At 65.2% G+C, this 21,022-nt stretch carries 19 protein-coding genes; 13 read left to right on the plus strand and 6 right to left on the minus strand.

The window, feature by feature from the left end:
- From AC3WG5_RS01510 to folE2, 9 genes are all read left to right on the plus strand, one after another.
- Window positions 1-800, plus strand: an 800-nt coding sequence (locus AC3WG5_RS01510) for a response regulator transcription factor (RefSeq protein WP_492567534.1), incomplete at its 5' end; no start/stop codon positions are given.
- Window positions 801-1,312: 512 nt separating this feature from the next.
- Window positions 1,313-1,483, plus strand: a complete 171-nt coding sequence (locus AC3WG5_RS01515; RefSeq protein WP_492567535.1) for a hypothetical protein — start codon at window positions 1,313-1,315, stop codon at window positions 1,481-1,483.
- A gap of 220 nt (window positions 1,484-1,703) precedes the next feature.
- Window positions 1,704-4,178, plus strand: a complete 2,475-nt coding sequence (locus AC3WG5_RS01520; protein ID WP_492567536.1) for a hypothetical protein — start codon at window positions 1,704-1,706, stop codon at window positions 4,176-4,178.
- A 32-nt stretch (window positions 4,179-4,210) separates the two neighbouring features.
- Complete coding sequence (locus tag AC3WG5_RS01525; protein WP_492567537.1) at window positions 4,211-4,891, plus strand: TIGR02466 family protein; 681 nt, start codon at window positions 4,211-4,213, stop codon at window positions 4,889-4,891.
- Between the two features lie 124 nt (window positions 4,892-5,015).
- Entirely contained in the window at window positions 5,016-5,249 is a 234-nt protein-coding gene (locus tag AC3WG5_RS01530) for an exodeoxyribonuclease VII small subunit (RefSeq protein WP_014087782.1), read from the plus strand.
- A complete protein-coding gene (locus AC3WG5_RS01535) occupies window positions 5,239-6,135 on the plus strand; it encodes a polyprenyl synthetase family protein (protein WP_492567538.1) in 897 nt (298 codons plus the stop codon). The genes AC3WG5_RS01530 and AC3WG5_RS01535 overlap by 11 nt, the downstream gene beginning before the upstream one ends.
- 20 nt (window positions 6,136-6,155) lie before the next feature.
- Window positions 6,156-8,012 carry a 1-deoxy-D-xylulose-5-phosphate synthase gene (gene dxs / locus AC3WG5_RS01540; RefSeq protein ID WP_492567539.1) on the plus strand — a complete coding sequence of 619 codons (1,857 nt, stop codon included), beginning with the start codon at window positions 6,156-6,158 and terminating at the stop codon, window positions 8,010-8,012.
- Window positions 8,013-8,030: 18 nt separating this feature from the next.
- On the plus strand, window positions 8,031-9,326 hold the full coding sequence (locus AC3WG5_RS01545; protein ID WP_492567540.1) for an MgtC/SapB family protein: 1,296 nt from the start codon (window positions 8,031-8,033) through the stop codon (window positions 9,324-9,326).
- 88 nt (window positions 9,327-9,414) lie between these two features.
- Complete coding sequence (gene folE2, locus AC3WG5_RS01550; RefSeq protein ID WP_008954535.1) at window positions 9,415-10,209, plus strand: GTP cyclohydrolase FolE2; 795 nt, start codon at window positions 9,415-9,417, stop codon at window positions 10,207-10,209.
- A gap of 75 nt (window positions 10,210-10,284) precedes the next feature.
- Here folE2 and AC3WG5_RS01555 read toward each other — a convergent pair whose 3' ends face one another.
- The gene (locus AC3WG5_RS01555; RefSeq protein WP_492567541.1) at window positions 10,285-11,094 is read right to left on the minus strand and encodes an alpha/beta fold hydrolase; all 810 of its coding nucleotides are present in this window, start codon (window positions 11,092-11,094) and stop codon (window positions 10,285-10,287) included.
- A gap of 158 nt (window positions 11,095-11,252) precedes the next feature.
- Here AC3WG5_RS01555 and dsbD point away from each other — a divergent pair, with 158 nt between their 5' ends.
- Entirely contained in the window at window positions 11,253-13,043 is a 1,791-nt protein-coding gene (dsbD, locus tag AC3WG5_RS01560) for a protein-disulfide reductase DsbD (protein WP_492567542.1), read from the plus strand.
- Between the two features lie 273 nt (window positions 13,044-13,316).
- Window positions 13,317-14,366, plus strand: coding sequence for an AI-2E family transporter (locus AC3WG5_RS01565; RefSeq protein ID WP_492567543.1), 1,050 nt, complete (start codon window positions 13,317-13,319; stop codon window positions 14,364-14,366).
- A gap of 45 nt (window positions 14,367-14,411) precedes the next feature.
- Here the strand turns inward: AC3WG5_RS01565 and AC3WG5_RS01570 are convergent, their stop codons facing one another.
- Window positions 14,412-15,596 (minus strand): acetyl-CoA C-acyltransferase, encoded by a 1,185-nt coding sequence (locus AC3WG5_RS01570; RefSeq protein ID WP_492567544.1) that lies wholly within the window; start codon window positions 15,594-15,596, stop codon window positions 14,412-14,414.
- Window positions 15,597-15,675: 79 nt separating this feature from the next.
- Window positions 15,676-16,023 (minus strand): YkgJ family cysteine cluster protein, encoded by a 348-nt coding sequence (locus AC3WG5_RS01575; protein WP_482580851.1) that lies wholly within the window; start codon window positions 16,021-16,023, stop codon window positions 15,676-15,678.
- Window positions 16,024-16,385: 362 nt separating this feature from the next.
- On the opposite strand from AC3WG5_RS01575, the gene AC3WG5_RS01580 reads away from it, so the two are divergent.
- Both AC3WG5_RS01580 and AC3WG5_RS01585 read left to right on the plus strand, forming a co-directional pair.
- Window positions 16,386-17,567 (plus strand): alkaline phosphatase family protein, encoded by a 1,182-nt coding sequence (locus AC3WG5_RS01580; RefSeq protein ID WP_492567545.1) that lies wholly within the window; start codon window positions 16,386-16,388, stop codon window positions 17,565-17,567.
- Window positions 17,568-17,639: 72 nt separating this feature from the next.
- A complete protein-coding gene (locus AC3WG5_RS01585) occupies window positions 17,640-18,038 on the plus strand; it encodes a putative zinc-binding protein (protein WP_492567546.1) in 399 nt (132 codons plus the stop codon).
- Between the two features lie 11 nt (window positions 18,039-18,049).
- Here the strand turns inward: AC3WG5_RS01585 and AC3WG5_RS01590 are convergent, their stop codons facing one another.
- The 3 genes from AC3WG5_RS01590 to AC3WG5_RS01600 all read right to left on the minus strand — a co-directional run bounded on the left by AC3WG5_RS01590 (window position 18,050) and on the right by AC3WG5_RS01600 (window position 21,022).
- Window positions 18,050-19,060 (minus strand): hypothetical protein, encoded by a 1,011-nt coding sequence (locus tag AC3WG5_RS01590; RefSeq protein ID WP_492567547.1) that lies wholly within the window; start codon window positions 19,058-19,060, stop codon window positions 18,050-18,052.
- 40 nt (window positions 19,061-19,100) lie between these two features.
- Window positions 19,101-19,829, minus strand: coding sequence for a pseudouridine synthase (locus AC3WG5_RS01595; protein WP_492567548.1), 729 nt, complete (start codon window positions 19,827-19,829; stop codon window positions 19,101-19,103).
- Window positions 19,830-20,233: 404 nt separating this feature from the next.
- Complete coding sequence (locus AC3WG5_RS01600) at window positions 20,234-21,022, minus strand: gamma-glutamyl-gamma-aminobutyrate hydrolase family protein (protein ID WP_492567549.1); 789 nt, start codon at window positions 21,020-21,022, stop codon at window positions 20,234-20,236.

Genomic DNA, 21,022 nt, shown 5'->3' on the forward strand with positions numbered 1-21,022 from the left:
GCCCTGTCCCTACCCTCTCCGAGCCGGCACGGTGGTCTTTCCGGCTGGCCGGCAAGCAGCCTGGCGCCCAAGAAGACGAGCCGCCGAGCGGTGCCGCCCCCCTCCGCAACGGCACATTTTTCAGGCGCCCCGGCGCCCACACCATCCGCGTGCTGCTGGCCAACGACCGCCAGATCATCCTGTGGGGCCTCGAAAAACTGATCAACGCCGAGATGCCGCGCATGAGGGTCATCGCCAAGGCCATCAGCAACGCAGAGCTGTTGAGCCTGACCGAAAGGCACCACCCCGACGTGACCCTGCTGCACCTGGAGCTGGGCGGCGAGAGCAACGTCGACCTCATTCCCGGCCTGCTGCACGACGCGCACGGGCAGGTGCTGATCCTCAGCGGGGTCAGCGACAAACAGGTGCTGGAACGTGCCGTGCTCAACGGCGCGCACGGCATCCTGCGCAAGGAAGAGCCGGTGGAAGCAATCGTCAAGGCCATCGAAAGGGTGCATGAAGGCGAGTTCTGGCTCGACCGCATGACCACCGGCAACCTGATCGAGGAATTGGCCGGCAACGGCTCGCCCGACCCGGAGGCCCAGCGACAGGCGACGCTGACGCCACGGGAGCGCGACATCATCGCCGCCGTGGTCAACCACCCTGGGGCCCGCAGCCGCGAGCTGGCGGGCCTGCTCTACATCAGCGAGCACACGCTGCGCAACCGCCTGTCTCGGATCTACAGCAAGCTGGACGTGGCGAACCGCCTCGACCTGTTCGCCTACGCCAACCAATACGGGTTGGGACAGCCTCCAGGTTGATCTACCCCCTTACCCACCACAATAGGGACGTTTGTCCCATCACCCCACCCCCATATTCGGTACAACTGTCCCCGGCAAATTGGGACAAGCCCCTCCTGCGCCCGGCCATCCCGCCGCCTAGACTTCAACTACCAAAAGAAGGTCCGATACATAGACCCTTACTGAGGTAGCAACAGCTGGTATGCGGTTGAAACCAAAGGAGAGGGGTGTATCGGTTTTGTGTTTCAAGAACCCATTCACGGCCCGTGACGCACAGACCGCGGAGGATGGGTTCCGAACTGCCTTTCCCGGCGCAAGAACCACGCACCAGCCCCGCTCAGGGACCCACCAGCAAGAACAGGTTTTCAGGCATGGGCCGGCAATGCCGCCGGCGAGGCCTGCAAGATTGTGTCGGTTGCGAGCAATCGCAAACCCAATCGGCGCAATGAGGGTTGCGGCTACTCCATCCAAACGCCATCACGACGTGAGGACACGGCTGTAACCGGTATCAGTGGAGAAAAAGGAGTTTCGCTATGAGCAAATCTGATCAAACGGTAGACACGCTCGACCTGAAAATCGAAGAGCTGGAAGAGCGGATCGCCCCGACGGCAGTCGGCCAACTGGGCTACGAAGGCCAGCCGGGCAACCAAGGGAACGGCCTGCTGGGTTACGAAGGTCAACCAGGGAACCAAGGCGGGGCGTAACTGACGACGCCTCCGTCGGGTAAGTAGCTGTTGCAACTCCATCGAAGGAACGGTACGGCCTCACGAGGCTGCCGCATCATCCTCCGCCGCAACCAGGTGCACCTGGGACGGAAGGTCAGGCGAGGCAGCAGACGTGAGGCCGTCTGTCGACTTCCGCAAACCGCTGCGTTCACCCGCAAGGGAGAGGCGAAAGCGGTTTTTTTCGCCAGGTTGAGTGACCATGGATACGGCGGCCCCACTCCGCAAATCGCCAAACGAATCCTCCCGCGCATCGCCCGAGGCGTATCCGCGGCTGCGTCACGATCTGCGCATCAGCGAGCAGAACACGCGCGAGGGCACCGTCTACGTCATCGGCACGCCGGAGGGCGGACGCTTCTTCCGCTTCGGCGAGTCGGAATACTTCATCGCCAGCCAGCTCGACGGCGCCACCTCCCCCGAGGAGATCTGCCGCCGCGCCGAAAGCCGGTTCGGCAGCCCCCTGCCGGCCGAGGTGCTGGAAAAATTCCTGAACCAGGCCCGCCACATCGGGCTGCTGGACGAAGCCACCGCCGAACCGGTCCCCACCCCAGCGCCACGCGGGCGGGTCCGCGGCAACCCGCTCTACCTGCGGCTCAAGGCCATCGACCCGGACCGGCAGCTGGAGTGGCTGCTGCCCAGGCTCGGCTTCTGCTTCACGCGCGGCTTCGTCATCTGCAGCGCACTGCTGGGGCTGATGGCGTCGGCCATCACCGTCGGCAACGTTGCGGACATCCACGAGGAATTTTCCCAGCTCTACCACTTCCACGCCCTCGCCTACGCCTGGCTCACCCTGCTGGCGACGATGGCCGGCCACGAATACGCCCACGGATTGACTTGCAAGCACTTCGGCGGGCAAGTGCGCGAGATGGGGTTCATGCTGATCTATTTGCAGCCCGCGGTGTATTGCAACGTCAACGATGCCTGGCTGTTCACCAAGAAATCGCAGCGGCTCTGGGTGGCCGCCGCCGGGCCGTACCTGGACATGCTGCTGTGGGCGATCGCCACCCTTGTCTGGCGCGTGACCGACCCCGACAGCGGCATTCATTTCACCGCGCTGGTGGTGATGATCACCACCGTGGCCCGCACCCTGCTCAACCTGAACCCGCTGATCAAGCTCGACGCCTATTACTTCCTGGCCGACCTGGTCGAAATCCACAACCTGCGCTTTCGCGCCTTCCGCTACCTGGGCGGGCTGTGGCGCCGGCTGTGGGGAGCCCCGGCCATCGCCGATACACCGACGGCACGCGAGAAACGCGTCTTCATCGCCTACGGCGTGTTCGCCGGCATCTATTCCGTGCTGCTCCTGGGCTACGTCTTCGCCTGGCTCGGCCAGTCCCTCGTCGAGCGTTTCCGGGGGCTGGGCTTTCTGATCTTCATGGGACTGCTCATCATGATCTTCCGACATCCACTCAAAGAGTCGCTGCACCTGCTGCCCGAGCGCCTGCGCTCGGGGCTCGCCGGCTCCGACTCGTCAAAGCGGCGCCTCCGCATCGCGGTGCCCGCCATCCTGGCGCTGATCGCCGTGCTGCCGGTGCCGATGAAGGTTTCGGGCAGCTTCACCGTGCTGCCGGCCCAAAACGCCGATATCCGCCCCGACGTGGACGGCGTCATCGAGGCGATCTACGTCAAGGAGGGTGACCGGGTCGAGAAAGGCGCGCTGATCGTCCGCTTGTCCAACCGCGACCGCCAGTCCGCACTCGACCAGCTCGACGCGGCCATCCAGGAGCGGCAGGCCCGACTGAAAATGCTGCGCCTCGGCGCTCGCAGCGAAGACATCGCGCTGCTGCGACAACGGCTGGCCACCGCCGGCACGCGCGAACTCGAAACCAAACGACGCTATGCCGAAGAAGTCCAGCTGCATGCGGCACGCCTGGCCGCCGTCCAGGCCGGCAGCGGCAAGGCGGCGGAGCAACTCAAGTTGGCCGAAGAGAAATTCGTGCAGATGAAGCCACTGGAGGGCAGCGGCGCCATCTCGCCGCTGGAACTCAAGGAAGCCGAATCCGACGTCGTGATCCGGCGCAAGGCACTGGAAGAAGCCCAGGCCACGCTACAATACGTGCGCTCCCAGAACCTGGAGGAACGCCGCCAGGACATGGCACTGGCCACGGCCAACCGCCTGGAAGCGGAGCGTGAGCTGCAACGCTTGCAGGCCGGCAGCCGCCCCGAAGAAATCGAAGCCGGCGAGGCCGAGGTCGCCAGCCTCCAGGCGCGCCGCGCCAACCTGCGCGACCAGATCCTGCGCGCCGAAATCCGGGCCCCCCATGCCGGGGTGATCACCACGCCGCGACTGGAGGAAATGGTGGGGCAGCACGTCGCCAAGGGTGGCTTCATCGCCAAGGTCCACGACCTGCACAAGGTGACCGCCGAGATCGCCGTGCCCGAACTGGACATCGCCGACGTCCGGGTCGGCCAACCGGTGCAGCTCAAGGCCCGCGCCTTTGCCGGCGAGACCTTCGAAGGCACGGTGACCGGCATCTCGCCGGCGACCGCGGTATCCGACCGCCCCTCCGGCTCGAAAGTGGTACGCGTCCGGACTGTGATCGACAACGCAGAGGGCCAGCTCAAGTCCGACATGACGGGCGTCGCCAAGATCGAGGCCGACGACCGGCCGCTGATCGCGGTGCTGGGACACGATCTGATCAGCACCCTGCGCGTCGAATTCTGGTCGTGGTGGTAAGCGTCCATCCCACCCTCTCCCAGGAGCCGCCCATGAACACCGTTACCATCCCTCCGCCCGCCGGCACGGAAGAACGCTCGGCCGATGCCCCCTCCCGGCAGATCAAGGTCGGCGTGATGCCTCTGTTCTCGACCTGGGTCTACTGCTGCGAAGAAGGACCGCGCCACCTAAACGAACCGCTGGAAGCACTCGCCCACCGCCTGATGCAGGACGAGCGCAACGCCGGCCACCGCACCAATACCGGCGGCTGGCACTACGCCAGCGACCTGTTCCGGCTGAACGAGCCAGTGGTCGAGGTGTTCCGCGGCGATATGGAACAGCACGTGCGGGCCTTCCTCAACCACTTCCGCCCTGCCGAGCGCAAGAAACAGGACTTCTTCCGGCTGGAAGGCTGGATCAACGTCAACCGGGCGGGCGACTTCAACGTGCTGCACTGCCATCCGGGTAGCTTCCTCTCGGCCGTCTACTACGTGCGCGTTCCCCAGCCGGCTCAGGGTGGTGAAATCGTATTCCGTGACCCGCGCGGCCCGGCCGTCGCCATGTACGAAACCCCCGGCATCGATCTGCCGTGGGTCGGCAACGGCCTCGGCCTGCCGTTCACGCCGGCCACCGGCCAGTTGCTGCTGTTCCCGGCCTGGCTCGAACACCGCGTCGAGCCGTTCGAGGGGACGGGCGAGCGTATCTCGATCGCCTTCAACGTGACCAACCCCTGAGCGCGGCGCCGGTCGGCAGCGCGCCGAGGGCAACCACGTCAACAATTCGCTTCCCCCGCGCTGACAGGCGAGGGGCAAACCCCGTAAAATGGCGGTCTTACTCCAAGAACATGGAAGGACCGCCATGGCCAAATCCACCAAAGCCCCGGCCAGTTTCGAAGCCTCGCTGGCCCAGCTGGAGGACATCATCCAGGCGATGGAAAGCGGCGACATGCCGCTGGAGACAGCCCTGACCTCGTACAAGCAGGGGGTCGAGCTGATCAAGTTCTGCCAAGGCAAGCTGGCCGACGCCGAGCAGCAGCTGAAAATCCTCGAAAACAACGAACTCAAAACGCTGGATCTGCCGAATGGCCAATGACAAATTCATCGGCTGGATGACCGGCATCCAGCAAACCATGGAAGACGCGCTCGCGCGCCTCCTGCCCAACCCCGAGTCCGCCCCGCAACGCCTGCACGAGGCGATGCGCTACAGCACGCTGGACGGCGGCAAGCGCGTGCGCCCGCTCTTGGTGCACGCCGCCGGCGAACTGGTTTCGGCCAACCCCGAGCACCTGGCACGCATCGGCGCGGCGGTGGAAATGATCCATGCCTACTCGCTGGTGCACGACGACATGCCGTGCATGGACGACGACGTCCTGCGCCGCGGCAAGCCTACCTGTCACGTCGCCTTCGACGACGCCACCGCGCTCCTGGTCGGCGACGCACTGCAGACCCTGGCCTTCGACGTGCTGGCCACGCCGCTGGACGGCGTCGCTGCCGCCGCCCAGCTGGAGATGGTGCGCACCCTGGCGCGCGCCTCGGGTCACGGCGGCATGGCCGGCGGCCAGGCCATCGATCTGGCCAGCGTCGGCCAGACGCTGTCGCTGCCCGAGCTGGAATACATGCACTGCCTCAAGACCGGTGCCCTGATCCGCGCCGCGGTGCTACTGGGCGCGCTCGCCGGCACTCCGCTGTCGGCCGAGGAAACCGAGCGGCTCGACCACTTCGCCAAGCGCATCGGGCTCGCCTTCCAGGTGGTCGACGACGTGCTCGACGTCGATGCCGACACCGCCACCCTCGGCAAGACCGCCGGCAAGGACGCCGCCAACGACAAGCCGACCTACGTCAGCCTGATGGGCCTGGCCGAAGCGCGCGCCTTCGCCCGCGAACTGCGCGACGAAGCCTTCGCCGCACTGGACGGATTCGGCCCCGCGGCCCAACGACTCAAGGACCTGGCCGACTACATCGTCGCCCGCTCCTTCTAAAACAGCACACACACGCACACATGTACCCGCTGCTCGACACGATCAACTATCCGGCCGACCTGAAGCGCCTGGCGCGCCACGAACTGCCGCAGCTGGCAGGCGAACTGCGCCAGTTCCTGGTGGAGTCGGTGAGCAAGACCGGCGGTCACTTCGCTTCCAACCTCGGCAGCATCGAACTGACCATCGCGCTCCACTACGTCTTCGACACCCCGCACGACCGCCTGGTGTGGGACGTGGGCCATCAGACCTACCCGCACAAGATTCTCACCGGACGCCGCGGCATGATGCACACCATGCGCCAGAAAGGCGGCCTGGCGGGCTTCCCCAAGCGCGAGGAATCGGAATACGACACCTTCGGCGTCGGTCACTCCTCCACCTCGATCAGCGCCGCGCTGGGCATGGCGGCGGCGGCCAAGGCGCAGGGCATCGAGCGCAAGAGCGTGGCCATCATCGGCGACGGCGCCATGACCGCCGGCCAGGCCTTCGAGGCACTCAACAACGCCGGGGCGATGGACCTCGACATGCTGGTGGTCCTCAACGACAACGACATGTCGATCTCGCCCAACGTCGGCGCGCTCAACAACTACCTCGCCAAGCTGATGTCCGGCCGCTTCTACGCCGCGATGAAGCAGGGCTCGAGCAAGGTGCTGGGCATCGCCCCGCCGCTGCGCGAGATCGCCAGCAAGGTCGAAGAACACGTCAAGGGCATGTTCACCCCGGGCACCCTGTTCGAGGAATTCGGCTTCAACTACATCGGCCCGATCGACGGCCACGACCTCGACGTGCTGGTCGACACGCTGAAGAACATCAAGAGCCTGAAAGGGCCGCAGTTCCTGCACATCGTCACCAAGAAGGGTCAGGGCTACAAGTTGGCCGAAAACGACCCGGTGGCGTATCACGGCGTCACCAAGTTCGACCCCGCCAACGGCCTGTCCGGCGGCAAATCGGGCAGCAGCAAGCCGAGCTACACGCAGATCTTCGGCGACTGGATCTGCGACATGGCCAAGCACGACACGCGCCTGGTCGGCATCACCCCGGCGATGCGCGAAGGCTCCGGCCTGGTGCGCTTCGAGAAAGAACATCCGGACCGCTACTTCGACGTCGCCATCGCCGAACAGCACGCCGTCACCTTCGCGGCGGGGCTGGCCTGCGACGGCATGAAGCCGGTGGTGGCGATCTACTCCACCTTCCTGCAGCGCGGCTACGACCAGCTGATCCACGACGTGGCGCTGCAGAACCTGCCGGTGGTGTTCGCCATCGACCGCGCCGGCCTGGTCGGCGCCGACGGCCCGACCCACGCCGGCGCCTTCGACATCTCCTACCTGCGCTGCATTCCCAACATGACGGTGATGGCGCCGTCCGACGAGAACGAATGCCGCCAGATGCTGTACACCGCGTTCACGCTCGACACCCCGACCGCCGTGCGCTACCCGCGCGGCACCGGCCCCGGCGCGCACATCCAGCACGAGATGAGCGCGCTGCCGATCGGCCGCGGCCACATCCGCCGCCAGGGCCAGGGCCGTGTCGCCATCCTCGCCTTCGGCAGCATGGTGACGCCGGCCTTGCAGGCCGCCGAAGCCTTCGACGCCACCGTGGCCGACATGCGCTTCGTCAAACCGCTGGACACCGGGCTGATCAAGAGCCTGGCCGAAAGCCATGAGCTGATCGTCACCGTGGAAGAAAACGTCGTCATGGGCGGTGCCGGCTCGGCCTGCGTCGAAGCCATCGAGGCCCAGGGCATCACCGCCCCTGTCTTGCAGTTGGGCCTGCCCGACGACTATGTTGAACATGGAGACCCTGCCCTGCTGCTGGCCGACTGCGGCCTCGACGCCAAAGGCATCGAAGCGAGCATCGCAGCCCGTCTGGCATCGCGATAAACCGACTAAGGAGCCGGCATGAGCGGCATCGGCGTGGAGGCATGGCTGAACCTGGAAGGCACGCCGTTCGCAGTGCTGCCGCGCTTCGTCACCAGCCTCGCCATCGGCCTGCTGCTGGGGGTGGAGCGCGAACGCAAGCAGCACCCGCTGGCCGGCATCCGCACCTTCCCGCTCGCCGCCATGCTGGGCACCATGCTCACCATGCTGGGGCAGATGACCGCCACCCCGGCACTGGTCGCCGTCGGGCTCGCCGGGGTGATCGCGCTGGGCTTTCTGCCCGAGGGACACCAGGAAGCCGAGGTGCAGGAGCCGCGCACCACCACCCTGGTCAGCCTGATGCTGGCCTACGGCCTGGGCGCCCTGGTGTGGTACAACCAGAGCGAACTGGCCATCGCCACCGCCATTCTCGCCACGGCACTGCTCTACCTCAAACCCGAACTCACCGGCATCGCCCGCAAGCTGGAGCGGCGCGACCTGCTGTCGCTGCTGCAGTTCGCCACCCTCACCTTCATCATCCTGCCCATCCTGCCCAACCGCGCCATGGGCCCCTATCTTGCACTCAACCCGCACAAGATCTGGCTCATGGTGGTGCTGATCGTCGGCGTCAGCCTGACCGGCTACCTCGCGGTGCGGCTGCTGGGCGGACGCGCCAGCGGCCCCTGGCTCGGCCTGCTTGGCGGCATGGTGTCGTCCACCGCCACCAGCCTGGTCTACGCCCGCGAGGCACGCAGCAACCCGGGATCGCTGAGTTTCGCCACCTCGGTGATCCTGCTCGCCAACATCGTGCTTTTCCTGCGGCTCATCGTGCTCGCCGCCATCCTGGTGCCGGCGGCGCTGGGCGCCATGGCGATGGTGATGCTGCCGGCGCTGGGGCTGGGGCTGATCACCGTCTTCTTGCGCTTTCGCCACGACCAGAACCAGGACGGCCATCCGGAACTGACTCTGTCCAACCCCACCGAACTCAAGCTGGCACTGGGCTTTGCCCTGATGTTCGCCGTGGTGGTGCTGTGCTCGGCCTGGCTGCACGACCTCTACGGCAGCCGCGGCATCTACGCCGTGGCGCTGATTTCCGGCGTCAACGATGTCGACCCCATCACCCTCACCGTGCTCAACCTGTTCGGCGAGCACCGTCTGGACATTCATCAGGTCATCATCAGCGTGGTGCTTGCCGTGTTCGCCAACAACCTGTTCAAATTCGGGCTGATCGCAAGCCTGGGCGGACGCACCCTGGCCTGGCGCTGCCTGCCGACCTTCATCCTTTCCGGGGCGGGCATGCTGGGCGGGCTCCTCTTGCTCGGCACCGGCGTCGCTTGACGAGCGGCCAATTCCGACTTCTTTACTCAACTATTACTCTGGCGTTATACTCGCCAAGTACCCATCTCGTGTGTTACACAATAACGCAATGAACCAAACCACCATTCCTGACGTGCAAAGCTCGCACGACAGCCGCAATATTCCCATCAACAAGGTGGGTATCAAATCCATCCGCCACCCAATCAAGGTGGCCGAGCGCGACAACGGCGTGCAGCACACCATCGGTCTGTTCAACATGTACGTGCACCTGCCGGCCCATTTCAAGGGTACGCACATGTCGCGCTTCGTCGAGATTCTCAACCAGCACGAGCGCGAAATTTCAGTGGCCTCGTTCGAGCAGATCGTGCGCGAGATGGTGCAGCGCCTCGAGGCCGTGTCCGGCTACGTCGAGATGAGCTTCCCCTACTTCGTCAACAAGACCGCTCCGGTTTCCGGGGTGCAGAGTCTGCTCGATTACGAAGTCACCTACGTTGGCGAATTGCGCGACGGCGAGTACCACTTCACCATGAAAGTGGTGGTCCCGGTGACCAGCCTGTGCCCGTGCTCGAAGAAAATCTCGCAGTACGGCGCGCACAACCAGCGCTCGCACGTCACGCTGACCGCCAGCACCCACGAGCACGTCTGGATCGAAGAGCTGATCGATATCGCCGAAGACCAGGCCTCGTGCGAACTGTACGGCCTGCTCAAGCGCCCCGACGAAAAATTCGTCACCGAGCGCGCCTACGAAAACCCGAAATTCGTCGAGGACATGGTGCGCGACGTCGCCGCCGCGATGGACCGCGACGAGCGCATCCACGCCTACGTGGTGGAATCAGAAAACTTCGAATCCATCCACAACCACTCGGCCTACGCACTGATCGAGCGCGACAAGCGCCAGGGCTGAACGCTACCGTAGCAAGCCAGGCGGCATCCCCGAGGGATGCCGCTTTTGTTTGTGCGCCACGCCAGGGCAGTATGGCTAGGGACCGGCTGCTGCGTGCGGCGACAGCAGCGCCGGCAGCCGCTCCATGATGCGCTGCGCGGTTTCCACCGGATGCTCCAACGGGAACAGGTGCGAGCCGGCCTGTTGCGTGATCTGCATGCCGAAATGACGCCGGGCAAAAGCCAGGTCGGCCGGTTTCAGTACCCCCGACTGCTGCCCCACCACCAACAGCGTCGGCACCGTGAGACGACCGCGGTAACGAGGCAAATCATGCGGTAAACCTTCGAATACCTGGTATTCGACCAAGGGACGGAACTTGAGGCGGCGCCCGCCCTGCGCGTCGGGCACGGTGCCGTGTTCGGCGTAGTCGGCCAAGCAATCCGGATCGAATCGGGCGAATGCCGGTTTGCGGGCAAAATACTCGCGCACCCGCTGCACGCTGGGCCAGCTGTCACGCCGGCGCAGCGGATTGCCGCCCGGCGTGATCTTCTGGATGAACCCCAGGCGCTTCGCAAGCCAGACGGTGCGCGAACGCAAGGGGCCGAACAGCGGTGAGTCCAGGATCACCAGCGCGCGAAACAGTTCCGGCCGGCGCATGGCGGCATACAGCAGCAACACCCCGCCCAGGGAATGGCCGACCCCGATCACCGGCCGGCCATACTGTTCGATGTGGCGAATGCACTCGTCCACCAGATACGGCCAGCCGTCGGTCACCGGATAGGCGGGATCGTGCCCCACCGCGTCGAGATAGCCGATCTGGTACTGTTCGGCCAAGGTAGCGAGAAATTTGCGGTACACGCTCGCCGGAAAACTGTTGGCGTGGGCGAAATGAATAATCTCCCTCATGTTTTTGCCTTGCCCCTGATTCGTGTCAGATAATTTGAGTGATGGCTGCGCTATCATACGGTTCCGCTTTCCCGGCGACGTGGGTTCCCAAAAACGTCCGTCGCGGAACCTGGGCCGCGTGCCGTGGTCCTTCAGCTAGCCCCTAGAACGATGCCGTTATGTTGACCGTGACCCGATCTGCTTCGCTTTCCCTCTGGCAGCGCCTGACCCTGCTGCTGGCTTTGTTGTGCGCCTCGACGCTCGCCCTGGCGGTGGCGCAGGAAGACCTGCTGCCGCCGGAAAAGGCCTTTCCCGCCCGCCTCGAACAAAACGGCAACGACCTGCGGGTGATCTTCGAGATCGCCGACGGCTACTACCTCTACCGCGACCGCACCCACATCGTCTCGGACCCCGCCGGGCAGATCGGCGAGCCGGTCTTCCCCACTGCCGACGTGAAAAACGATCCGTTCTTCGGCAAGCAGAACGTCTACCACAAGCAAATCGCCATCACCGTGCCGCTCACGACGGCATCCGCAGACGGGCTCAAGCTCAAAGTCACCGCCCAGGGCTGCGCCGACGTCGGCGTCTGCTACCCCCCGCTGACCCAGACCCTCACCGTGGGCGGCCAGGCCGCCTCGACCCTGCCCTCCTGGCTGACCAGTACCGCAGTAGCAGGCACCGTCAGCGGCCAGAGCGATGCTATCCGGCTCGCCGGCCAGGGCTGGCTGACGACTCTCGGCACGTTCTTCCTGGCCGGGCTCGGCATGGCGTTCACCGCCTGCATGTACCCGCTGCTGCCCATCGTGTCCTCGCTGATCGCCGGCCAGGGCAACACTCTCACCCGCCGCCGCGGCTTCCAGCTGTCGCTGACCTACGTGCAGGGCCTCGCCCTGACCTATACCGCCGTCGGCGTGGTGGCCGGCCTGACCGGGTCGCTGCTCACGGTGTGGCTGCAGCAACCGGCCGTGGTGCTCACCGCCAGCGCCCTGCTGGTAGTCTTCGCGCTGTCGATGTTCGACGTATTCTCGATCCAGCTGCCCAGCAGCTGGCAGACGCGCTTGAGCGAAACCTCCAACCGTCTCAGCGGCGGCAAGGTCGCCACCGTATTCGGCATGGGAACGCTCTCCGCGCTGATCATCGGCCCCTGCGTGGCCCCCCCGCTGGCGTTGGCGCTGGGCTATATCGGCACCACCGGCGACGCCGTGCTGGGCGGCGCGGCGCTATACGCCATGGCGCTGGGCCTCGGCCTGCCGCTGATCCTGATCGGCACCTACGGCGGTCATATCCTGCCCCGGGCCGGTGCCTGGATGCGCGGCGTCAAGGGCGTCTTCGGCGTGGTCATGCTGGGCCTGTCGATCTGGCTTGCCACCCCGTTCCTGTCCGGCCCGCTGGTCATGCTGCTGTGGGCGGCGCTGGGCATCGGCTCGGCAGTCTTCCTCAAAACCTTCGAGAACCTGCCCGGCAACGCCCATCCGGTGGCGAAGATCGGCAAGGCCATCGGCCTCGCGCTGTTCCTGATCGGTGCCGCCCAGCTGATCGGGGTGCTGGGTGGCGAGACCAATCCACGTTACCCGCTGAAATGGCTGAGCGGCAGCAACGCCCAGGCACGCAGCATCACCCCGGTATTCCAGCGCGTCGGCAACCTGGCCGAACTCGATGCGAAACTGGCCAGTGCCGGCGGCAAACCGCTGCTGCTCGACTTCTACGCCGACTGGTGCGTCTCCTGCAAGGAAATGGACGAGTCCACCTTCGGCAACGCCCGCGTCGCCAACAAGCTGAACCAGTTTGTTCTGATCCGTGCCGACGTCACCGCCAACAGCGCCGAACAGCAGGCTCTGCTCAAGCGCTTCGGCCTGTTCGGTCCTCCCGGCATCATTCTGTTCAACGGTCAGGGCCGCGAGGCCGATCGTATCATCGGCTTCATGGAAGCCGAGCCGTTCCTGGCGCGGCTGCAAAAGCTGGCGCGCTAAGCCCCTGCTCACCCCACATGCCGCAACGTAGGATGGGGGTAGGCACTATTCCTTCGCGACGCTTGCCTCGCTCAGTCAGCGCCGTAGCCCATCGCAACGGATGGGTTCTGCCGCGCGTCGCCCATCCTACGAACCTGCAAAAACTGGCGCCTTAAGCCGCGTCGACTGCCGTGCCCGCCGGACAAGCCTGTTCCTCCCGGCTAGAATGACGGCTTGTCTCTTACCCGACGGGGTTCATTCATGCTGGACAAGGGTTTTGCCGGAATCGGCGTCATGGCCGTGCTACGAGTCGCCATCGTTGCACTCCTGGTCTGGGCCTGCCTGCAGGTCATCCTGCCCTTTCTCGGGGCGCTGACCTGGGCTGTGATCATCGCCATTTCCGCCTGGCCGCTGTACCAGCGCCTGACCCAGTGCCTACGCGGGCGCGGCAATCTCGCGGCCTTGCTGGTGGTTCTCCTGCTTGGCCTGGCGCTGGCCGTCCCCCTGGGGCTGATGGTACTGACGCTGACGGATACCTTGCCCCACCTGAACGGCATCGCCCACGGTCTGGCCAACTTCACCTTGCCACCCCCTCCCGCCTGGCTCGGCAAGATTCCGCTGACGGGTGAAGCGCTCACCCAGTACTGGGTCACGGCGCAGACCGATCTACCCGGCCTGCTCGCCCGGCTCAAGCCGTGGATCAACCAGGGGGCCCTGTGGCTGTTGGGACGCGGGGCAATGCTGGGGATCAGCCTGCTGGAAATCGTCATGGCCATCATCGTGGCCGGGCTGCTGCTGGCCAACGGCGAGGCGCTGTGGCGCATCGCCGAGCGCGTCATTAACAAGCTGGGCGGAGCCTCGGCCAGCGAGCTGCCTCAAGTGGTGGCACGCACGATACGCGGCGTCACCACCGGCGTGGTCGGCACCGCCCTGGCCCAGACCATCCTGTGCGTGATCGGGCTGCTGATTGCCGGGGTACCCGGCGCGCTGGCGCTCGGCTTTCTGTGTTTCGTGATCGCGGTGGCCCAACTGCCAACCCTGCTGGTCTGGCTGCCGGCGGCCGGCTGGGTGTTCTATACCGGCGCCACCGGGATGGGCGTGTTCCTGCTGCTGTGGGGCTTCCTGCTGGTCAACACCATCGACAACGTACTCAAGCCCCTGCTGATCAGCCAGGGCGCCAAACTGCCGCTGTCACTGATTTTCCTCGGCGTCATCGGCGGCCTGCTGGCCTGGGGCATCATCGGCCTGTTCATCGGCCCCACCCTGCTGGCGATCGGCTTCACGCTGTTCCAGTTCTGGCTCAACAACGACGAAGAGGCCGAAGCGAAGCCGGAACACCGCTGAAAACAACAGGCCGGAACACCGTCCGGCCTGTTGTCATCCCTCACCTCATACCAGCTCTAGCGCCAGCGCGGTGGCCTCGCCGCCGCCGATACACAGGCTGGCCACGCCCTTCTTGCCGCCTCGGCGCTGCAACGCTGCGATCAGCGTGACCAGGATACGCGCCCCGGAAGCCCCGATCGGGTGTCCCAGCGCGCAGGCGCCGCCGTTGACGTTGACCTTGTCGTGCGGCAAGCCCAGTTCCTGCATCGCGGCCATGGTGACCACGGCGAAAGCTTCGTTGATTTCGAACAGGTCGACCTCGTCGGCCTGCCAGCCGGTCTTGGCAAACAGCTGGCGCATGGCGCCGACCGGCGCCGTGGTGAACCAGGACGGCTCCTGGGCAAAGGTGCTATGGCCGACAATGCGGGCGAGCGGCGTGAGCCCACGTGCGCGTGCCTCGTCCTCACTCATCAACACCAGCGCCGCGGCACCATCGGAGATCGAGCTGGCGTTGGCCGCCGTAACGGTGCCGTCCGGCTTGAAGGCGGGTTTCAGGGAAGGAATCTTGTCCGGGCGGGCCTTGAGCGGCTGCTCGTCGGTATCGACCACGGTCTCGCCCGACCTGGCGGGCAACTTGACAGCGGCGATCTCGCCGGCGAAGGCACCGCTTTCGATCGCCGCCACCGCGCGCGCCAGCGAGCTCAGCGCGAACTCGTCCTGGGCGACCCGGCTGAAACCGAAGCGCTCGGCGCAAAGCTCGGCGAACACCCCCATCAGCTTACCCTTGTCGTAGGCGTCTTCCAGCCCGTCGAGGAACATGTGATCCTTGAGTTCGCCATGCCCGAGGCGCAGGCCGCCACGGGCCTTCGGGATCAGGTAAGGCGCGTTGGACATGCTTTCCATGCCGCCCGCCACCATCACCTTGGCCGAGCCGGCCAGCAGCAGATCGTGCGCCAGCATCACCGCCTTCATGCCCGAGCCGCACATCTTGTTGATGGTGGTGCAACCAGTCGCCAGCGGCAGCCCGGCCTTGAGACTGGCCTGCCTGGCCGGCGCCTGGCCCTGTCCGGCGGGCAGCACGCAGCCCATGATCACCTCGTCGACGCTGGCAGCGTCGATACCGGCGCGCTCGACCGCCGCCGCCATCGCCACCGCACCGAGTTCGCTCGCCGTCAGCGGCGACAGGCTGCCCTGCAGCCCTCCCATCGGGGTCCTGGCCATTCCGACGATCACGATAGACTGGTTCTGCATGCTGCACCTCGATAAAGGGAACGTTGATTCGATTACATTACGTTAACGTCAACGTAAAATCAATCACTCTGCAGCGGCTTCATCCCAAAGGCAGCGGCGACAGGCCATGCTGAGCGCGCGCCCGGTTGCAGGCCTCCTCGAACACGCCAATACCGGCACGCATGGCGAATTCGCGACAGGGTGACGGCCGATGTTCGTAGATACCGCAGCGAACTTCCTCACCGATCTTGCCGACCAGCGCGATGCAGCGCGGCCGGGCGTAATCGGTGCCACGCAACCGCACCAGGGAGGCGGTTTCCTCGTCGGCCAGCCGCTCCGGCACACGCCCTCCCGGCTCGCAGTCGAGCTCGGAACGGTGGAAGGTAACGCGGAAGGCGGCGCAGCAGGCGCCACAGGAAAGACAGGTATTGTGCAGGCGGTCCGTCACGAAGGAAGCTCCAGATGCAGGCTAGTTCCAAAAAGCCGTGGCAATGAGAACGCGAAGGCCAGTGCGCAGCGCGGCAGACAGCACGGCAAGGGTCCACCGAGCGGACCAAAAATTCGCACGCGGTCCAGGTAACGCCACCGGCAACGTTATCGCTTCCAAGGCAAAGTGGAATACGGTTCGGTTTTCTGGCGGATAATGCCTTCATGCCCTTCCCGCGGCAACCCTCGGCATGGGCGAATGACGTTACTGTGGGCAAATTCAGGCCAACGGTAGAAGCTTGGCGACGCACCGACAGCGGCGCGAGACCGGTATGGGAACGCGCAACAGCGCTTATCCCCCCACACTCACGGCGAGACGACACCATGCAACAGCATTGCCCCGGCTCCAACTGGCCCGACTACCGCGGCCACAGCCTGCTCAATCTCACCGCCACGTTGGCCGAAGCCCTCGGCTGCCCCATCGGCCACCCTCCGCTGCGACACCCGGCCCTGGCCGGGCTGGCGGCACGCCACCACGTGGTACTGCTGGTGATCGACGGGCTGGGAGAACAGCAGCTGCAGGCGCTCGGGCCGGAGAGCGCTCTGCGCCGGCACCAGCACGGCATGCTGACCTCGGTCTTCCCTCCCACCACGGCCGCAGCCATCACCACGCTGATGACCGGCGAGCCACCGGTGCGGCATGGGCTGACGGGCTGGCACGTTTACCAGAACAACCCGGAGCGCATTGTTGCCGCCCTGCCGCTGACGGTGCGCTGGCCGGAAGACGACACCAGCGATGCCGCCACCCTAGCCGAGACCCTGTTCGAGACACCCGCTCTATTCGACCGCTTCGACCGCCCGGCCACGGTGCTGCACCCGGCCTACATCAGCGACTCGCCTTACAGCCGCCAGCACTCGGGGCAGGCCCGGCGCCTACCCTATCGCGGCATCGAAGACGTGTTCGGCCAGCTGCAGCAGATCATGCACGCCGACGGTGGCCCGAGTTTTGTCTACGGCTACCTGCCGCAGCTCGACAGCACGATGCACGCCCACGGCACGCAAGCCGAGCCGGTGCGGCAGTTGTTCGCCCAGATCGACCAGGCGTTCCGGCAATTTACCGAATCACTGCGTGGCCAGGATGTCACCGTGCTGGTCACCGCCGATCACGGCTTCATCGATGCGCCGCTGGAGCGGCAGATCGATCTGGAAGACTATTCCGAACTGGTGGCCGATCTGCGCGCCCCCTTGTCCGGCGAGCGGCGCGTGGCGTTCTGCCACGTGCGGCCGGGCCGCTGCGAGGCCTTTCTCGCCAACGCCCGGCACCGGCTCGGCCACGCCGCTTGGTGCCTGGAAAGCCGGGTGCTGCTGGAGCAAGGCGTTTTCGGCCCCGGCCCGCAGCATGCGGAACTGGCGCAACGCATCGGCGAAGCGGTGCTGATCATGAAGGACGACTGGACCCTGCGCGACCTCGTGCCCGGCGAAAAGCCCTACTACCTCCCCGGCGTGCACGCCGGCGTCAGCGCGGCGGAGATGACGGTGCCGCTGATCGTGTTCCACGGCCGCTAGGCCGCATGGACTAGGCTCCCCTACCCTAATGGGGGGATGGTATCCGGCTGGCCTCCGTCGTAACGTAAGGCTATGAAAGCGAAGACTACCCTCCCTCTCGTCTACGCCTGCTCCGGCTGTTCCAGCGCCGCCCAGATGGCCAACGATTTTGCCCTGAAGCTGACCCGCGAAGGCTTGGCCGAGATGTCCTGCATCTCGGGAGTCGGGGGCGGCGTGCCGGCGCTGGTGCGGATGGCCCGCTCCGGCCGGCCGGTGCTGGCACTGGACGGCTGTCCGCTGGCCTGCGTCAAGGCCTGTCTCGCCAACGCCGGGGTCAGCGCCGACCGGCACGTGGTGTTGTCAGAGTACGGCGTGGTCAAGCGCAAGCATCACGATTACGACGCCGCCGAGGCCGAACGGCTGTGGCCACGGATACAGACCGAGTCGGAAGCCCTTGCCGACCAGCCCCGGGACCACGAAAAAAAAGGCTGAACCGCCTGGGTTCAGCCTGTGCCGAAATTCTCTTCCAGCTCGCGGATCGCTTGCCGGGTAACCCTGGCGGGCACCACCACACGGCGTACCGGCGGCATCTCGCCCAAAAGTACCTCTTCGAAGCAGATCGGGTGACCATTGTCCGACTCATCATCCGGCAGCAACACCCCCATGCGGTCAAGGTTGAGCGTGACGCTGCGGCTGCTGAAATAATCGGCCGGATGCTCCAGGATCTGCCGCACCTCGCGCAGCTTGCCGTCCAGGGTCAGCTCGGCCTTGAGTGCCGCCAAGTCGGTACGCACCGCCTCGAAACGGCTTTGCAGCGCCAGCGGTGAATCGGGCAAAGCCGGCCCCTGGTCCGCCATGGCATCCACCACGAGCTGGCCGGGAGCGCGCAGGGTCTTCAGTTTCAGCTCGACGCGCAGCAGCTCGCTTTCCAGCTCGACCCGCTGTGCCTCCTTGTCGCGCAAGCGACGGGCGATCACCTCGGTGAGGCGCTCTACCCCCCGCTCGGCCAGGCGCGGGACAAATTCATCGAGCGTGGCGCTGGGCAGGGTCAGGCGGTGGTTGTCGAAGCTGACCACCAGTTGCGGCACCTCGGCGACCACCTCGCCGTTCTGGCTGACCATGCCAAGGCGCTGGTTGTCGCTACGCTGCATGATGAGCAGGCAGAAAGCCACATCGCCGTTGCCGGGCCGGGCGAAGAAGGCGTCCAGTTCGGAACTGGTATGTAGCAGATCGAGCAGACTGGCGGGCGAGGAAAAGAACATGCCCAGGCGACGGTCGCTGGTGAAGCCGCGCCAGGACAGCTCCAGCACCTCCGGCAGATCCTGCGTCAGCTGCTCGGCAAAATCCAGCGTGCGCGCCATGCCCCGCAGCAACACGCGCGGATAGCCGGTGACCAGGCGCAGGCGCGGCTCGACTATCTCCACCACCCTCTCCAGTTCGGCCTGCAGCTGCCGCCGTGGCTTGGCTGAACCGTGACGGGGGCTCAGGAACAGGTCGACCAGTCGCTTCAGCATACGGAATTGCCAAGTGAAAGAGGACGGGTTGGACGGCGCGTCAGAACTGCTCGTCTTCGCGCAGGTAGCGCCATTGGCCAGTCGGCAGATCGCCCAGCATGACGTTGCCGATACGCACTCGCTTCAGCCCCACCACGTACAGGCCGACCTGCTCGCACATGCGACGGATCTGGCGCTTCTTGCCTTCGCGCAGGATGAAACGCAGCTGGTCTTCGTTCTGCCAGCTGACCTTGGCCGGGCGCAGCGACTGGCCGTCGAGCGACAGGCCGTGGTTGAGCAGTTTCAGGCCTTCGGGGCTCAGCTCGCCGGTGACGCGTACCAGGTACTCCTTTTCCACGGTGGAATTCTCGCCGATCAGCCGTTTAGCCACCACGCCGTCCTGGGTCAGCACCAGGAGGCCGACCGAATCGATATCGAGCCGGCCGGCCGGCGCCAATCCCTTGAGGTGGTTGGGGCTGAAGCGGATGCCGCTCTTGTCTCCCTCCCAGTGATTGGCCGGTACCGCCAGCATGGCGGCGGGCTTGTAGCCCTTTTCCGCCTGGCCCGAGACATAGCCCACCGGTTTGTTGAGCAGGATGGTGACGCGCTCCAACTGCGCCTTCTTCGCGCGCGGGTCGAGTTCGATGTGTTGATGCGGCAGCACCTTGAAGCCGAGCACCGCCACCTGGCCGTCCACTTTCACCCAGCCCTGCTCAATGTAGCTGTCGGCTTCGCGGCGCGAACAGATGCCAAGCTCGGCGAGACGTTTAGAAAGGCGTACGGGTTCCATGGCACATCCTGAAAGAAAAAAGCGGCTGCATGGCCGCCCGGTTGATCTGGCACGTATTGTAGGAGATAAGGCGGGCGGAGGCCATGACGGCATGCGCGCGGCAGGGCGTCGACGGTCCGCTCAAGGCGGTAAAAAAAAACCGGGCCCGCCGCTGGCGGACCCGGACAAGGGACCAATTACCAATATCGAAGCAAACCTGAAATCGGAGAAGGCGCGACGTCAAGACAGCCGAAACTCCCCAAAAAGCGTGCAGCGCCCGAACCGGATTCGCCGGGGCGAAAGCGCCGGTTCACATTCAGTGCTTGATAGGTCGTCACTATAGCGGCGGATTCGACATCGCGATATTCGTAAAAATTCTTATAATTCCAATTGAAACTCAAATAACAAATAAAAACCAATATGCATCATCGGCTATCGCGCTGCTGTTCGGCAGCAAACAGGAAATCCAGCAACGCCGGCGCGCTATCGAGCAGGTTGCGATTGCTGCCGTGAAACTCCGGGTGCCACTGAAAACCGGCGACAAAACCCTCTCCCTTCCAACGGATGGCTTCAACGATGCGGTCCTGCGCCGACACCGCCTCGATCGCCAGGTCGTTCCCCAAGTCCTTCACCGCCTGGTGATGAATGCTGTTGACATAGGCCGCAGCATACTCGGGATACAGTTGCGCCAAGTGAGACTCCGGCAGGATTTCGATGCGGTGGGAATACTTGTCGTAGAGGTCGGCATCGACATGCGGATGGGCGTCCGGATGCTGGGTCAGGATGTCCTGATACAGCGTCCCGCCCATGGCGACGTTGATCAGTTGGGCCCCGCGACAGATGCCCAGCACCGGCTTGCGCTGGAACACGAATTCCCAGAACAGCTCGATTTCGTAGAGGTCGCGGATGCGGTCGCCCGACCACTCCGGCCGCAATGCCTCCTCGCCGTAGCTCAGCGGGCAGACGTCGGACCCGCCCTGCAGCAGCAGGGCGTCGAGTTCGTGTACCACGCTCTTGATCGACAGACTGGAGCGCTGCACTTCCCCGCCCGTCTCGAGGGTCGGCACCATGAAGGCCAGCGCGCCGTGTGCCATCACCCAGTGCGCGATGGACTGCTCGATGTACTGGAGCACCTTGTTGCGGAACCCCAGCTCCTTGGGCGGGGTATGCATCAGCCGTGCCGATAGCCCTATCTTGAGGGGTCTCTTTTCCAT

Source organism: Pseudogulbenkiania sp. FW507-F1 (assembly GCF_058781125.1).

Bases quoted from the DNA above. Each gene is read 5' to 3' on its own strand.
- AC3WG5_RS01565 (WP_492567543.1), top strand. From the start codon at position 13,317: ATGGCCGTGCTACGAGTCGCCATCGTTGCACTCCTGGTCTGGGCCTGC.
- AC3WG5_RS01535 (WP_492567538.1), top strand. From the start codon at position 5,239: ATGGCCAATGACAAATTCATCGGCTGGATGACCGGCATCCAGCAAACC.
- folE2 (WP_008954535.1), top strand. From the start codon at position 9,415: ATGAACCAAACCACCATTCCTGACGTGCAAAGCTCGCACGACAGCCGC.
- AC3WG5_RS01570 (WP_492567544.1), bottom strand. From the start codon at position 15,596: ATGCAGAACCAGTCTATCGTGATCGTCGGAATGGCCAGGACCCCGATG.
- AC3WG5_RS01595 (WP_492567548.1), bottom strand. From the start codon at position 19,829: ATGGAACCCGTACGCCTTTCTAAACGTCTCGCCGAGCTTGGCATCTGT.
- AC3WG5_RS01600 (WP_492567549.1), bottom strand. From the start codon at position 21,022: ATGGAAAAGAGACCCCTCAAGATAGGGCTATCGGCACGGCTGATGCAT.
- dxs (WP_492567539.1), top strand. From the start codon at position 6,156: ATGTACCCGCTGCTCGACACGATCAACTATCCGGCCGACCTGAAGCGC.
- AC3WG5_RS01520 (WP_492567536.1), top strand. From the start codon at position 1,704: ATGGATACGGCGGCCCCACTCCGCAAATCGCCAAACGAATCCTCCCGC.
- AC3WG5_RS01515 (WP_492567535.1), top strand. From the start codon at position 1,313: ATGAGCAAATCTGATCAAACGGTAGACACGCTCGACCTGAAAATCGAA.
- AC3WG5_RS01590 (WP_492567547.1), bottom strand. From the start codon at position 19,060: ATGCTGAAGCGACTGGTCGACCTGTTCCTGAGCCCCCGTCACGGTTCA.
- dsbD (WP_492567542.1), top strand. From the start codon at position 11,253: ATGTTGACCGTGACCCGATCTGCTTCGCTTTCCCTCTGGCAGCGCCTG.
- AC3WG5_RS01555 (WP_492567541.1), bottom strand. From the start codon at position 11,094: ATGAGGGAGATTATTCATTTCGCCCACGCCAACAGTTTTCCGGCGAGC.
- AC3WG5_RS01525 (WP_492567537.1), top strand. From the start codon at position 4,211: ATGAACACCGTTACCATCCCTCCGCCCGCCGGCACGGAAGAACGCTCG.
- AC3WG5_RS01545 (WP_492567540.1), top strand. From the start codon at position 8,031: ATGAGCGGCATCGGCGTGGAGGCATGGCTGAACCTGGAAGGCACGCCG.
- AC3WG5_RS01580 (WP_492567545.1), top strand. From the start codon at position 16,386: ATGCAACAGCATTGCCCCGGCTCCAACTGGCCCGACTACCGCGGCCAC.
- AC3WG5_RS01585 (WP_492567546.1), top strand. From the start codon at position 17,640: ATGAAAGCGAAGACTACCCTCCCTCTCGTCTACGCCTGCTCCGGCTGT.
- AC3WG5_RS01530 (WP_014087782.1), top strand. From the start codon at position 5,016: ATGGCCAAATCCACCAAAGCCCCGGCCAGTTTCGAAGCCTCGCTGGCC.